The organism is Pseudobutyrivibrio sp. (assembly GCF_017471675.1).
In the GTDB taxonomy this organism is placed as follows: domain Bacteria; phylum Bacillota; class Clostridia; order Lachnospirales; family Lachnospiraceae; genus Pseudobutyrivibrio.
This window is the reverse complement of the sequence record NZ_JAFUSK010000030.1, coordinates 15,159-28,265: the sequence shown is the minus strand read 5'-3', so window position 1 is coordinate 28,265 and position 13,107 is coordinate 15,159. Positions and strand designations below refer to the sequence as shown.

The window sequence follows — 13,107 nt, the reverse complement described above, 5'->3', positions numbered from 1 at the left end:
CCTCCTACTACTGTTTATCAAATGGCTTATCGCTAACACCATACTGAGTTCTCACATCCATTCCCGATTTAAGTGGAGTGATACAAGTCCTTACATTTGGTATTCCATCCACCACCATTACACAGTCTGTGCATCTACCAATAGCACAGAATATTCCCCTTGGCTTATGTTCCTTTTTTGTATATCTGTGGACCATAAGACCTGCGGCCTTAAGAGCTGCTGCTATAGGTTCCCCCTCATATCCTTCCACTTCCTTGCCATCAAAAGTGAATCTAATTCTATTCCCTTTTTCCTGTACTCCAAGTATTGGATGTTCTTTTATTCGTGTTACTGGCATAATGCGACTCCTTTCTATGTAAGCTCTTTCTCTAGGCTAAATCAGGTTTATCCCACAGCTTAAGAGTTGTTCCAAGCCCCTGCTTTATTGCATTTTCATAACAATACTTTCCCCAGGCTACATCTTCCACAGGCATACCTCCTACAGAAAAAATGACTATCTGATTTTGAGTATCTCTGTCCTTTTTGATTCCATTTATTATGTCCCCCAAATCTATCATCTCTTCCCTTTTTATAATTTCATCATGTATCATATCCGTGAATTTTGAACCGATTATATTGTTAGCTCCAAATGATGGATACGGAAATTCCTCTGCCCAGGTTTCATATAAAGCAGTGTTATCCACTACTAATTTGCATTTAGCCATTTCCGTACTATCCATATCAAAACAGCTTAATCCTATAATTAGTGCTCCCTTTTTTAGCCATTCATACTTCACAAACGGATATGTTGAAGGATCTGTATTTCCAGAATTGGCAAAAGAAATTACATCCGTGTTCCTAACTAATTCCTCAATAGTATCTACAGATTTTATATTCTTAATATGTGGGTATTTCTCCTTCGCATATGAGATAAACCTGTCTAAAGAATTCTGCCCTCTTCCTTTTACCTTAATCTCTTCGATATTAGGACAGCTTGAGATAATTGCTTCTAAAGAAGTCTTTCCCATTACACCAGGTCCACATATTCCGCAAACCTTTGCATCCTTTTTTGCTAAATATTTAGCGCCAACACCTGGAATTGCACCAGTTCGCATAGCACTTAATATATTGGCCGACATTAAAGCTATTGGTGCTCCAGTATCCTTGTCATTAAGCATTAACGTTAGAATAGATCTTGGAAGTCCCTTAGTTTTATTATTAGAATTGCTGCCATACCATTTCATACCTGCCATATCAAATGGACCTCCAATATATGCCGGCATAGCCATAAATCTTCTATCATCCCCTTCATCAATTGGCATATTAGGAAATTTTGACTCTTTAGGAAAAGACACTTGACTACCATGGGAATTATGATTTTCTCCTCCCATAACATAATCCCCAGCATTCAAGCACTTAATCACATTCTCCATAGTATCAATGCAGTCATGCATATTCTTTACACCAGCTTTTATCATTTCCTCTTCATTAAGATAAAGAAAGCTAATTTCTGGATAGCTCATATGTTTCACTCCTTCCTGCTTTTATTTCATATAAGGCTCATCCCATAGTTTTAACTTCTGCCCTACTCCAAGCTCCAATGCTTTTTCATAGCAATCATATCCCCATGACAAATCTTCAAGGGGCATTCCGCCTATAGAACACATGACGATTTCATCCTTTGATGTTCTTCCTTTTTCTTTTCCATTTACAATATCACAAATATTTTTTACACCCTCTCGTAGGATTTGATTGGTATTCACAAGATGTACAAAATGAATCCCCATGATTACCCATTCACGTTTATTTCCAAACTCATCATATTCTCCCCTGGCTTTAAAATTGCTCATGTATTTTTCATACATACCATAATTATCAACCACCATAGTAGTATTAAGGAAATCATCGTATTTACGATATAAAAATGAACCCATACTAAATACAGTGGCTCCCTTTTTAAACCATTCAAGCTTAAATTCTTCTAATTTTTCCTTCGTGGCAGACATCGCTTCAGAAACAACATCTGCATCTTGGCAAGCCTCCCTCAAGGAATCACACAATACAATTTCCTTTACCTGCGGATAATTCTCTTCAATAAATTCTTTCATCCCTAGAGCGGTCTTAGATGTCCTTGAACTGCCTCGAATTTTGATTGTTTCAATGTTTGGAAACACTTCCATATAGCAAATTAAAGCACATTTATTTATAACTCCTGGACCAATGAGACTCAAAACTTTTGAATCTTTATTGGCTAGGTATGTGGCTGCCATAGCTGGCATTGCACCAGTTCTCATTGCCGATAACAAATTTGCAGACATAATTGCCTTTGGAGCACCAGTTTCAACATCAGATAAAGTGACCATAAGAATTGATCTAGGCAAGCCAAGGTTGCTATTGTGACTATTGGAACCATAGTATTTTTGCCCAGCTATATGAAATCTACCACCCAAATAGGCGGGCATTGCCATAAATCTCCTATCAGGACCATCCTCAAGTGGAAATCCTTCAATATCTGATTTTTGTGGGAAGTTCATCTGTAGACCATGTTCATTACTTTTTGGACCTCCCAGCAAAAAATCTTTTTTACCAAACAAAGACAATGTGTCTCTCATAGTTTCTATACATCTTTTTGCATCAAGAACTCCTGCTCTAATCATGTCTTCTTCATTTAGATATAAAAAATCAATTTCTGGATACATTTTTATTCTCCCAATTATTCTTTAAGCTTAGTCCACATTTCATCATAAATAGCTAGTGTATCAGTATCTAAATATTTTAAAAACTCTCCACTGGCAATAACCTCTGATGGCACATTTTTTGCTTCATCTGAATAATAATCATCCCCCATAAGTTTCAATGCTTCTGTGTTTGGACATAGATATGGAAACTCCTCAAGATTCATCTGCGCTGCTGTATCTGAAAGCATATAATTAATAAATGCCATTGCATTATCATAATTTTTGGCGCCTTTAGGGACGCACCAGTTATCTAAAAATACATATGCCCCTTCAGTTGGATATACTATCTCAATATCAGGATTTTCCTCCATGGAAAGAGCCACCTCTGCCGACCAAACCATACCAACACTACAATCACCAGAAATAAGTGCAGATTTAGGAGAATCAGAATCGTAAAGTTTTATATTATTTTTTAGTGTAAGCAATTTTTCTTCTACGTCAGCCAATGTATCAGCATCCGTTTCATTCATAGAAAGTCCCATTGCTCTTTCTGTAATTCCTATTACAGCCCTATAATCATCTAACACAACCAGCTGTCCCTCTAATGATTCATCAAATAAATCTGCATAAGAAGTTATTTCTTTATCAATCTTGGAGGTATTCACTGCAATGCAAGCAACTCCGCCTTCATATGGTACGGAATATACATTTCCTGGATCATAAGCTTCATCTAAATACTCATCTGCTATATTAGTCAAATTAGGTAATGCATCTTTATCTAGCTCTTCCAGACTTCCTTGAGCAATTAAATACTCTACAGCATAATCACTTGGCAAAATCACGTCATAAGCTCCAGCTGATTCAGATTTTAATTTTGAAAGCATGTCCTCATTTGATGAATATGTAGACACATTTACCTTTATCCCATATGTCTCCTCAAATTCTTCTATTGCCGCATCAGATACATATTCAGTCCAAATAAAAATATTTAATTCACCATTTTCTGCTGTCTTACTTGTATTTCCACATCCAATGAAGAATGTGCATACAACAGTCATTCCTGTAACAATTGATATAAATTTCTTCATAAGCATTTCCTCCTTCTACTTGCTTTTTCTTTTAATCAAATCTCCTTGGGTCAAAATTACAAATATAATTGTTCCAATTAATATAAGTGTGGATAATGCATTAACGTCTGGAGCAACACCACTCTTCACACTTTCCATAACCTTCAGCGGATATGTTTTCGTCTGTCCATAAACAAAATAGCTGATAATAACATCATCAATAGAAAGGGTAAAGGCTAGCAATGCTCCCCCGAAAATTCCTGGTGCAAGTACTGGCATTGTGACTTTAAAAAAAGTCATAATTCTATTTGCTCCAAGATCTAGACTTGCTTCTTCTATAGAATTATCATATCCAGATAGTCTTGCCCTTACGTTGAATATAACAAAGGGAACGCAAAATGTTACATGAGCGAGAATTAGTGTAATCATTCCACGTGGTATATTTACCTTTGAAAATAATGTAAGAAGAGATATACCCAAAACAATTTCTGGTATTACTACTGGAATATACAAAAGCCCGTCTATAAGGCCTTTACCCTTAAATTTATATTTATACATGCCCACTGCCGCCAGTGTTCCTATTGCTGTGGCACATAATGTACTAATAATCGCTATAATCATTGTGTTGCCAAAGGCTTCCAATAGCGAACTATTACTCCAAAGCTTTAAATACCAATCTAAAGTAAATCCCTTCCAGCTCATATATGGTTTGGAATTTGTAGCATTAAATGAATTGACCACAATAACTGCAATAGGTAAAAATAGGAAAATATACACAAATAAACAAAAAATAATCTTAAATATTCCACTATGCTTCTTTTTTTTCATAGTTTTTTTCTCCTTCTACACTCCTAAAGCATCCATATCCCCTCCAAGCTTTTGATATACTTTTACTAGAGCAAGAGTTACTACAATAAGCACAATTGAAAGTGCTGCTCCAAGTGGCCAGTTATTACCACCTTGGAATTGTCTTTCAATTAAATTACCAATAACATCCGAGTTTCCCCCTCCTAAAATATCTGAAACAAAGAAATATCCTAGGCAAGGGATAAAAACCATCAGACTTCCAGAAAATATTCCTCCAGATGTGAGAGGTAAAATAACATTCACAAATGTTTTCATGGAACCTGCTCCCAGGTCCGATGATGCTTCAAGCAATGTCACATCCAGCTTTTCAATTGATGTGTAAAGTGGCAATATCATAAATGGAATAAGACAATATACCATACCAAGAACAGTAGCCCCAGTTTTGTATAGAAAATCTATTGGCTCATCTGTAATATTCAAAAGCTGTAATATTATGTTTAACCATCCATTAGTACCCAAAAAAGTTCTCCATCCGTATATACGTATTAAGGAATTTGTCCAAAAAGGAATTATTACAAGCATATATAATATTTTCTTCTTTTTACTCTTAGTCCTTGCAATAAAATAAGAAAATGGATATCCGATAAGAATGCAAATCAGTGTTGTAATAAATGCAATACATATTGATTGAGAATATATTTTTAAATAATCCTGATTTGCAAGCCTAATATAGTTTTCAAGCGTAAAGTTATAAGTGACGTTATAAAATTCATCTATAGAGCAAGAGCTCATAATTCCTACGTATATTAGAGGAACTGCGATTAATAGAACCATTATTACCACAACAGGTCCAACCATAACTATTGCAGGTAAAGTATTAGCTTTAAAATTTAATCTGCTTTTACTCATGTTATCTGCCTCCTTTAAGCAAGCTTTATATTATTCAAAGCTTCAAAGATATAGTGACTTTCATTATGGATTAAAACTGCATCTTCAGGATTCCAATATGGATAGCATTTGCTACCAACTTTAGGCAGCTCCTGTCCTGCTAGCCTTTCAATTTTCAATTCATTCCCATTAGGCAAAGCCACAATGCATTTTAAAACTGAGCCTACATAAACATAATCTTTCACCTGAGCAACCAAACCAAATCCATCCACTTTTTTTGTAGAAAATTTCATTTTCTCAGGTCGAACTGAAACTGAGGCATATTCTAAGATTGAAAAATCTTCTGGGCATTTTACTGAAACTTCCCCGTTTTCAAGTGTAATATTGGCAATTTCTCCTTTTATACTTGTAATACATCCATCATATATATTTGTTTCACCAATAAATGTGGCAACGAATTTTGTTTTGGGATGCTCATATATCTCTGTAGGACTTGCCAACTGATCTATTACTCCATCGTGCATTACAGCTATCCTGTCACTCATAGTAAGTGCCTCTTCCTGATCATGGGTTACATAGATGAAAGTAATATTTAACTTCTTCTGCAATCTTTTTAATTCTAGCTGCATCTGCTTTCTCAGCTTCAAATCAAGGGCTCCTAGAGGCTCATCTAATAACAACACCTTCGGATGATTAATAAGTGCTCTTGCAATAGCTACTCTTTGTTTTTGACCACCTGAAAGCTGAGATGGGTATCTATGCTCAAAACCATTTAATTGAACCAAATCAAGCATTTCCAAAACGCTTTTTTTTATTTCAGCCTTTGAAACCTTTTTTACTTTTAGACCATATGCAATATTTTCATAAATTGTCATATGTGGAAATAACGCATAGGATTGAAATACCGTATTTACGTTTCTTTCAAATGGCTCTTTTGCTTCAACATTTTCCCCCTGTACTTTAATTGTTCCAGTTGTAGGTTCTTCAAACCCGGCAATCATTCTAAGAGTTGTTGTTTTTCCACAACCTGATGAGCCTAATAGTGTAAGAAACTCTCCTTCCTCAACAAAGAGATTCAAATCCTTGACTACTCTATTAGTTCCATATACCTTATTGACTCCATTTAATTCAACGATTTTATCCATACAATCACCTCAACTACAATGCCTTCAAGCCCCTTTCGCCAGTACGGATACGTACGACATCAACAACATCTTTAATAAAAATTTTTCCATCTCCCACATGATCCGTGGCACAGGTTTCTCTAACCTTTTCAATAATTCTTTCCATCTCAGTATCTTCAACTACAACCTCTACCTTAACCTTTGGTAGTAAATTGATGGTGGTTTTGAATCCCTTGAATTCATTTACAGACCCTTCCTCAGTTGCTATACCCTTTTGTGTCCCACACCCCATTACGGTGGATAAGGTCATTCCACCACAATTTATTTCATCTAATATATTTTTTATGTCTTCTAGCTTCTCTGGTCTTATAACAATTTCTAATTCCTTCATGCTCTTTCCTCCTTCTACAAAAGAAATAGGGGCTTATCCACATTGGATAAGCCCCTTTGCTCTTCATTTGTTTACGTTTTCTAAACTATAAACCAATAAAGTGCCCTCTTCAATTAACACTTTTTACCATTTATCTACTTAAAAATAAGTAATTAATCAAACTCCTTAATCATTTTAAATAACTGCGTGCGGCTATTAATTCCTAGTTTTCTGTAGAGATTTAGTATATGCTTTTTTAACGTGTTCTCAGTTATTACTAATTCCTCACAAATATGCACATTATCCTTTCCTTCCATCAAAAAACTCAGAATTTCTCCCTCACGTCTAGTAAGTTCAAATTTTTCTTTAGCTTCACTTACTGTATACTTCTCAATTCCAATTTCTTTATGTTTTTCGAATTGTTCGAGTCTATAAGCAAGATGATCCTTCAATAAATCCAATACAAAAATATCATCATAGTGAAAATTTTCTTTTCCAATGGTTCGATAAAATGTAACTGCCCCCAAAAACTTTTTTTGTCTAGCAAGTACCATTTGTAGCGCAAAATGCCAATTATTAGGCTTGTAAACCTTCTTATAATATTCAGATTCTATACGTGATTCATCAGAAATTATATCAGTCTCTCTGTAAATTAGCATTTTACCACTTGCAACTATACCCCTGGAGTAATCTATGTCTTCGTACATTTCAGACAAATCCAAATCGCAATTGTAGGTGATAGGATTACATAGCATATGTCCCGGCTCCTTTGATGCCAGGTAAAAATCTGCACTATCAAAGTCTATAATCATTTTTAACTCATCAAATAAATTGCTTCTCATTTCATCCAAATTATCTGTGGTATATATTTTGTATATAATATTGTTAAGTACTATCCAATCATTGGTTTCTAGTTTTTTCATAATCCACCTGCCTAATCATCAGAAAGATTCTCTAGTTCATGAAGCCACAAATTATAAACTGCATCGCTAGGCATTCTAAAATCACCTCTAGGGGACAAGGTTACAGTTCCAACCTTTGGTGCATCAGGCATACAGCTGCGCTTAAACTGCTGCAAGAAAAATCTACGGTAAAACACCTTCATCCAATTCAATATTTCTGATCTTTCATAATCCATACTAAAGCTAAGTGTCGCCAAACGATATATTTTAGCCGGGGAAAAGCCAAATCTAAACATATAATACAGGAAAAAGTCATGTAACTCGTATGGACCAACCAAATCCTCTGTCTTTTGCTCTATCGTTCCATCTTTGTCTGGAGGTAAAAGTTCAGGACTCACCGGTGTATCAAGAATATCATACAAAATAGTTCTCAATTGGATTTCAGAATTCCTTGCCTCATAATCCACAAGCCATCTTACAAGCGTCTTTGGTATAGAAGCATTAACTGCATACATAGACATGTGATCTCCATTATATGTGGCCCACCCCAAAGCTAGCTCCGACAAATCACCTGTTCCAATAACAATGCCATTTAGCATGTTCGCTCTATCCATAAGCACTTGAGTACGTTCTCTAGCCTGCGCATTTTCGTATGTAACGTCTTTATTTTCTTCTGATTGACCTATATCTTTAAAATGACATTTAACGCTTTCCTTTATATCGATTTCTTTTAAAGTAACACCATAGCTTTTGGCCAATGTGCAAGCATTGTTGTATGTTCTATCAGTTGTTCCGAAAGCTGGCATTGTAATTGCATGAATTCCCCTTTTATCCATGTCTAATCTATCAAATGCATGTATAGTTACTATTAATGCCAGGGTTGAATCAAGACCTCCGGATAACCCCAACACTACCTTCTTGCATCCAATATGCTTTATTCTTGTCGCCAGCCCAACAGCTTGCATTGTAAGAATGTCTTTACATCTATTGTTTAGATTATTTTGCGTAGCTGGTACAAATGGATATTTTGCCGGTGCGTGTTCTAGCACTGTAGTTTTGTGTGTCAAAGAAAACTTGATTTCTGATATAGTTTCGCAAGGCTTAAAAGTATTCATTCTCCTTCTTTCGTAGGCAAGCTTATCAACATCTATATCTGCAATAATCACCTCATTTTCAAATAGTTTTGATTCAGCTAATATGGTTCCATTCTCAGAGATAATATTGTGACCCGCAAACACCATATCCTGAGTAGATTCTCCCACACCGGCATCCGCATATACATATCCACATATCAAACTGCCGGATTTCGCATTTACGATATTTCTTCTATAATCTCTTTTTCCAATAACTTCATCACTAGCTGATAAATTAAAAACAATTGTAGCACCACCTTCCGCTAACCTTATAGATGGACTATCGGCAACCCAAAGGTCTTCACAGATTTCTATACCAAATTTCAGATTCGGCATTTCTTCCATAGAATAAATTTGATTACAACATATACATGCCGATTTAGCTCTACCAAAGGTTACCTCTTCATTAAAATCAAAACTTGCAGGCGTAAAATGCCGCATTTCATAGAATTCACCATAATTAGGTATATTCTGTTTTGCTGTTCCACCAAGCACCTTGCCATGATTAATTACAACTGCAATGTTATACAATTTTTGATTGATAACACAAGGCAAACCAACAATAGCTACAATATCTATATTCTTTGTTTCATAAGCTATATATTCAACAGCCTCTATAGCTCCTTTAAGTAAAGTATCCTGCAAAAATAAATCCCCACAGGTATAACCAGTAATACAAAGTTCAGGAAAACAGATAATTTTTACACCTCCATCTGTAGCATCCTTTATCTTTTCAACAATCGCATCTGCATTATATTTTGTATCCGCTACTTTTATATCACATGTTGCGCTTGCAACTTTAATAAATCCATCAGTCATATTGTTCCCTTCCTTTTATATTAATCAACAAATTCACACCTACTCCAACTAATATTCCAATTGCAGTATCAAGAAACCTGTTCCAAACAAATAGATATGGGTGCATATCTCCTATATGGTTTACAGCAATGCTTAAAAAAACCACACAAGAGAAATATGATGCTTGTTTTTTATTCACCAGAACTGTTGTATATATTATTACAACAATCATTACTGAAATTACTGCTGCCGCTATGTAATCATAGTCAAGATTAAAATTCCTAAGCAGATTTATTTTGACAACTATATATATAAAGCCAAAAATAGTACCAATAATAGTGCCTATGAACCTTTGCTTTGCATTTTTTATAGTGTTTTTCTTACTAGCCTGCATGCACCATAAAGCTGAAAGCTGTGAGTAAAAAACTATACCAGCCTCATTCCTCAAATCATCAATCAAAAAGCATATAAAAACTGCTACTGCTGATTTAATTATTCTCATCCCAATTTTAGGGATTTTTGCTGTTTTATTCATAAATTGTTCTCTTACATACATGAATCTACAAAAGCCTTCATAATCTTCTTACTGTCTTCACTACTGCCATATGAAAATTCTGGATGCCACTGTACCGCAATTGCGAATTTCTGATTTTTGATTGCTATAGATTCCACCAGTCCATCCTCTGATATCGCCATAGCTTCAAGTCCATCTGCCAACTCTTTAATTGCTTGGTGATGATAGCTATTGACGCTATGTATACCTGCGCCAATAATATTCGCCAATTTACTCTTATCCTTTACATCAACATTGTGAATCGAATTATCATAAGGCGGCGTCATATGATGTTCTATATTGCTTTTATACTCTGTGGGCAAATCCTGATATAGCGTACCGCCCAAATATGCATTTATAAATTGGATGCCTCTACAAATTCCAAGCATTGGCTTGTTATCTGAGATACACAAATCTAGTAAAAATCCTTCCATTGCATCTCTTGTTTCGCAAGTTATTCCACATTTATCTGTTGGACCCTGACCATAAATTTTAGGCGATACATCATGTCCTCCTGTAAATAGGATTCCATCACATAATCCATATGCAATTATCAACTCATTTTCATCCTGCGAAAAAGGAAGCATAATAGGAACTCCCCCTGACTTCTCTATAGCTTTCATATATCCTGGAAGCATCCAATAGCTTTCCTTCTCATCATCAAATAAAGGTATTAATCCTATAACCGGTCTCATTAAATTTCCTCCTAAGTCTGCAAAAGGCGCCTGCTATTTATTAGCAGACGCCTTTGTCCATTAGAAATATATCAAATTTTAAATCTTCGCTGTATTGCAAATAATATCAACACATTTTTCAAGCCCAAGTGTAGAGCTCTTTAAACACAAATCATAAAATACAGCATTTCCGAAATCTGTTCCTGTATAATGCTTACAGTATTTGTTTCTTGCCTTGTCCACATTGTGAAGTTCCTCTCGAACCTTTTCTTCTGTAGTGCTTGGCATTCTTTCCATCATTCGTTTAACGCGAAAATGCTCTGTACCAGAAACAAATACATGAAGTGAGCGATCAAATTCCTTAAGAATAATATTGGCATTTCTACCAACAATTACGCAGTTGCCTTTTTCGGCGACTTTTCGTATTGCTTCTTTTTGAGCATTGTAAAGACGCTCATCAAGTGGCTTGTTATAGAAATCAAACAGACTCTGTCCCAAACCAAACTCTCTTGGTACCTTCTCATCAAAGTAGTGAACCTCTTCTGGACTAAGATTGCCAGATTCGATTGACGCTCTAACAATCATATCCTTATCGCAGTAATAGTAACCTAAACGCTCAGCTACCTCCTTACCTATTGTACCTCCGCCAGCACCAAACTGACGGCTGATTGTAATTATGTTTTTCATATGCCCCTCTTATAACACCTTATTTAAGAAATCGATGGTTCTAGGTTCCTTTGGATTAAGCAATACCTCTGAAGGAGTGCCTTCCTCGACAATGTAACCACCATCCATAAAAATAACTCTATCTGCCACTTCTCTGGCAAATCCCATTTCGTGAGTAACAATAACCATAGTCATGCCATCTGCAGCCAAATCCTTCATTACTTGAAGAACTTCTCCTACCATTTCTGGATCAAGAGCTGATGTTGGCTCATCAAAAAGCATGATATCTGGCTCCATGCAAAGTGCGCGAGCGATAGCAACACGCTGCTTCTGTCCACCAGAAAGTTGACTAGGGAAGCTAGTTGCCTTGTCCTCAAGCCCAACCTTTGCAAGCATCTTTTTAGCACGCTCCTCTGCCTCAGCCTTAGAACACTTCTTAAGCTGAACTGGTGCAAGTGTAAGGTTATCAAGTATGTTTAAGTTGTTGAAAAGATTGAAATGCTGGAACACCATTCCAATGTTTTCTCTAACTTTATTGATATTAATGTGCTTGTCTGTAATATCATTTCCATCAACAACAATTGAGCCTGCTGTAACAGTTTCAAGTCTGTTTAGGCAACGTAAAAATGTGGACTTTCCAGAACCTGAAGGACCGATTACACAAACAACCTCTCCCTTAGTGACATCTGTAGAAATATCCTTTAATACCTCCAAGTCGCCATAACACTTCTTAAGATTTTTAACACTGATTTTGATTTCTTTATCTGCCAACGTTTAATCCCCTTTCAAGAACCTTTGCACTACGTGAAAGGATAGTAATAACTATAAGATACATCACACCAACAATAGCCCATGTCTGGAATGACATGAATGTGTTTGCCTGTACATTCTTTGCTGTGTTAACAAGTTCTGGAAAACCGATAACTGAAAGAATGGATGTATCCTTGAGTGTAATAATAAACTGGTTGATGAATGTAGGAATCATTGTCTTGATAGCCTGAGGTAATACGACCTTGCGCATAGACTGTCCGTATGTAAGACCAAGAGATCTGGCAGCTTCCGTCTGACCTTTATCAACAGACTGAATACCTGCTCTAATAATTTCTGCCATATAAGCACCACAGTTCAATGCAAGACAGATTGTACCTGCCTGAAGTGCTGTCATACTAACAGAGAAACCTCCAATGATGGTATTAAATAAATAAGGAATACCAAAATACACAAAGAAGGCTAATACAATCATCGGAACCCCTCTGATTACATCAACGAAAATCTGTGAAATTACATTACTTACTCTGTTTTTTACTACACCCATAATTCCGAAAAGCATACCAATGATGCAGGCAAAAAATAAGCCTAGTAATGCAAGGAGCAATGTTCTTCCCATAGCAACAAGAAGCATCGACCCATAAACTGTAATAATAGTTAACATAAAAAATAACCCTTTCTAACTGGTTTTATAAAACAA

General features: G+C 35.9%; 15 protein-coding genes. All 15 read right to left on the bottom strand.

Annotated features, from left to right (window positions below; genetic code table 11):
- Positions 1 to 7: 7 nt before the first annotated feature.
- The gene (locus tag IJ535_RS05280) at positions 8 to 337 is read right to left on the bottom strand and encodes a (2Fe-2S)-binding protein (RefSeq protein WP_294299735.1); all 330 of its coding nucleotides are present in this window, start codon (positions 335 to 337) and stop codon (positions 8 to 10) included.
- A gap of 31 nt (positions 338 to 368) precedes the next feature.
- On the bottom strand, positions 369 to 1,502 hold the full coding sequence (locus IJ535_RS05275; RefSeq protein WP_294299730.1) for a tyramine oxidase subunit B: 1,134 nt from the start codon (positions 1,500 to 1,502) through the stop codon (positions 369 to 371).
- A 21-nt stretch (positions 1,503 to 1,523) separates the two neighbouring features.
- Positions 1,524 to 2,678, bottom strand: a complete 1,155-nt coding sequence (locus tag IJ535_RS05270; protein WP_294299727.1) for a tyramine oxidase subunit B — start codon at positions 2,676 to 2,678, stop codon at positions 1,524 to 1,526.
- Positions 2,679 to 2,692: 14 nt separating this feature from the next.
- Positions 2,693 to 3,745 (bottom strand): ABC transporter substrate-binding protein, encoded by a 1,053-nt coding sequence (locus IJ535_RS05265; RefSeq protein ID WP_294299722.1) that lies wholly within the window; start codon positions 3,743 to 3,745, stop codon positions 2,693 to 2,695.
- 15 nt (positions 3,746 to 3,760) lie between these two features.
- Complete coding sequence (locus tag IJ535_RS05260; protein ID WP_294299719.1) at positions 3,761 to 4,552, bottom strand: ABC transporter permease; 792 nt, start codon at positions 4,550 to 4,552, stop codon at positions 3,761 to 3,763.
- Positions 4,553 to 4,567: 15 nt separating this feature from the next.
- Complete coding sequence (locus IJ535_RS05255) at positions 4,568 to 5,440, bottom strand: ABC transporter permease (protein WP_294299716.1); 873 nt, start codon at positions 5,438 to 5,440, stop codon at positions 4,568 to 4,570.
- A gap of 14 nt (positions 5,441 to 5,454) precedes the next feature.
- The gene (locus IJ535_RS05250; RefSeq protein WP_294299714.1) at positions 5,455 to 6,564 is read right to left on the bottom strand and encodes an ABC transporter ATP-binding protein; all 1,110 of its coding nucleotides are present in this window, start codon (positions 6,562 to 6,564) and stop codon (positions 5,455 to 5,457) included.
- A gap of 13 nt (positions 6,565 to 6,577) precedes the next feature.
- Positions 6,578 to 6,934, bottom strand: a complete 357-nt coding sequence (locus tag IJ535_RS05245) for a P-II family nitrogen regulator (RefSeq protein ID WP_294299709.1) — start codon at positions 6,932 to 6,934, stop codon at positions 6,578 to 6,580.
- 152 nt (positions 6,935 to 7,086) lie between these two features.
- Positions 7,087 to 7,836 carry a helix-turn-helix transcriptional regulator gene (locus IJ535_RS05240; protein WP_294299706.1) on the bottom strand — a complete coding sequence of 250 codons (750 nt, stop codon included), beginning with the start codon at positions 7,834 to 7,836 and terminating at the stop codon, positions 7,087 to 7,089.
- Positions 7,837 to 7,847: 11 nt separating this feature from the next.
- Positions 7,848 to 9,767 carry an NAD(+) synthase gene (locus tag IJ535_RS05235; protein WP_294299703.1) on the bottom strand — a complete coding sequence of 640 codons (1,920 nt, stop codon included), beginning with the start codon at positions 9,765 to 9,767 and terminating at the stop codon, positions 7,848 to 7,850.
- Complete coding sequence (locus IJ535_RS05230) at positions 9,760 to 10,281, bottom strand: FUSC family protein (protein WP_294299700.1); 522 nt, start codon at positions 10,279 to 10,281, stop codon at positions 9,760 to 9,762. Before IJ535_RS05230 ends, IJ535_RS05235 begins: the two co-directional genes overlap by 8 nt.
- An 11-nt stretch (positions 10,282 to 10,292) precedes the next feature.
- Positions 10,293 to 10,994 carry a gamma-glutamyl-gamma-aminobutyrate hydrolase family protein gene (locus tag IJ535_RS05225; RefSeq protein ID WP_294299697.1) on the bottom strand — a complete coding sequence of 234 codons (702 nt, stop codon included), beginning with the start codon at positions 10,992 to 10,994 and terminating at the stop codon, positions 10,293 to 10,295.
- A gap of 78 nt (positions 10,995 to 11,072) precedes the next feature.
- Positions 11,073 to 11,660, bottom strand: coding sequence for a cytidylate kinase-like family protein (locus tag IJ535_RS05220; protein WP_294299694.1), 588 nt, complete (start codon positions 11,658 to 11,660; stop codon positions 11,073 to 11,075).
- Between the two features lie 9 nt (positions 11,661 to 11,669).
- Entirely contained in the window at positions 11,670 to 12,410 is a 741-nt protein-coding gene (locus tag IJ535_RS05215) for an amino acid ABC transporter ATP-binding protein (protein WP_294299689.1), read from the bottom strand.
- Positions 12,400 to 13,071 (bottom strand): amino acid ABC transporter permease, encoded by a 672-nt coding sequence (locus IJ535_RS05210; RefSeq protein WP_294299686.1) that lies wholly within the window; start codon positions 13,069 to 13,071, stop codon positions 12,400 to 12,402. Before IJ535_RS05210 ends, IJ535_RS05215 begins: the two co-directional genes overlap by 11 nt.
- Between the last annotated feature and the right edge of the window lie 36 nt (positions 13,072 to 13,107).

Bases quoted from the DNA above. Each gene is read 5' to 3' on its own strand.
- IJ535_RS05280 (WP_294299735.1), bottom strand. From the start codon at position 337: ATGCCAGTAACACGAATAAAAGAACATCCAATACTTGGAGTACAGGAA.
- IJ535_RS05275 (WP_294299730.1), bottom strand. From the start codon at position 1,502: ATGAGCTATCCAGAAATTAGCTTTCTTTATCTTAATGAAGAGGAAATG.
- IJ535_RS05270 (WP_294299727.1), bottom strand. From the start codon at position 2,678: ATGTATCCAGAAATTGATTTTTTATATCTAAATGAAGAAGACATGATT.
- IJ535_RS05265 (WP_294299722.1), bottom strand. From the start codon at position 3,745: ATGAAGAAATTTATATCAATTGTTACAGGAATGACTGTTGTATGCACA.
- IJ535_RS05260 (WP_294299719.1), bottom strand. From the start codon at position 4,552: ATGAAAAAAAAGAAGCATAGTGGAATATTTAAGATTATTTTTTGTTTA.
- IJ535_RS05255 (WP_294299716.1), bottom strand. From the start codon at position 5,440: ATGAGTAAAAGCAGATTAAATTTTAAAGCTAATACTTTACCTGCAATA.
- IJ535_RS05250 (WP_294299714.1), bottom strand. From the start codon at position 6,564: ATGGATAAAATCGTTGAATTAAATGGAGTCAATAAGGTATATGGAACT.
- IJ535_RS05245 (WP_294299709.1), bottom strand. From the start codon at position 6,934: ATGAAGGAATTAGAAATTGTTATAAGACCAGAGAAGCTAGAAGACATA.
- IJ535_RS05240 (WP_294299706.1), bottom strand. From the start codon at position 7,836: ATGAAAAAACTAGAAACCAATGATTGGATAGTACTTAACAATATTATA.
- IJ535_RS05235 (WP_294299703.1), bottom strand. From the start codon at position 9,767: ATGACTGATGGATTTATTAAAGTTGCAAGCGCAACATGTGATATAAAA.
- IJ535_RS05230 (WP_294299700.1), bottom strand. From the start codon at position 10,281: ATGAATAAAACAGCAAAAATCCCTAAAATTGGGATGAGAATAATTAAA.
- IJ535_RS05225 (WP_294299697.1), bottom strand. From the start codon at position 10,994: ATGAGACCGGTTATAGGATTAATACCTTTATTTGATGATGAGAAGGAA.
- IJ535_RS05220 (WP_294299694.1), bottom strand. From the start codon at position 11,660: ATGAAAAACATAATTACAATCAGCCGTCAGTTTGGTGCTGGCGGAGGT.
- IJ535_RS05210 (WP_294299686.1), bottom strand. From the start codon at position 13,071: ATGTTAACTATTATTACAGTTTATGGGTCGATGCTTCTTGTTGCTATG.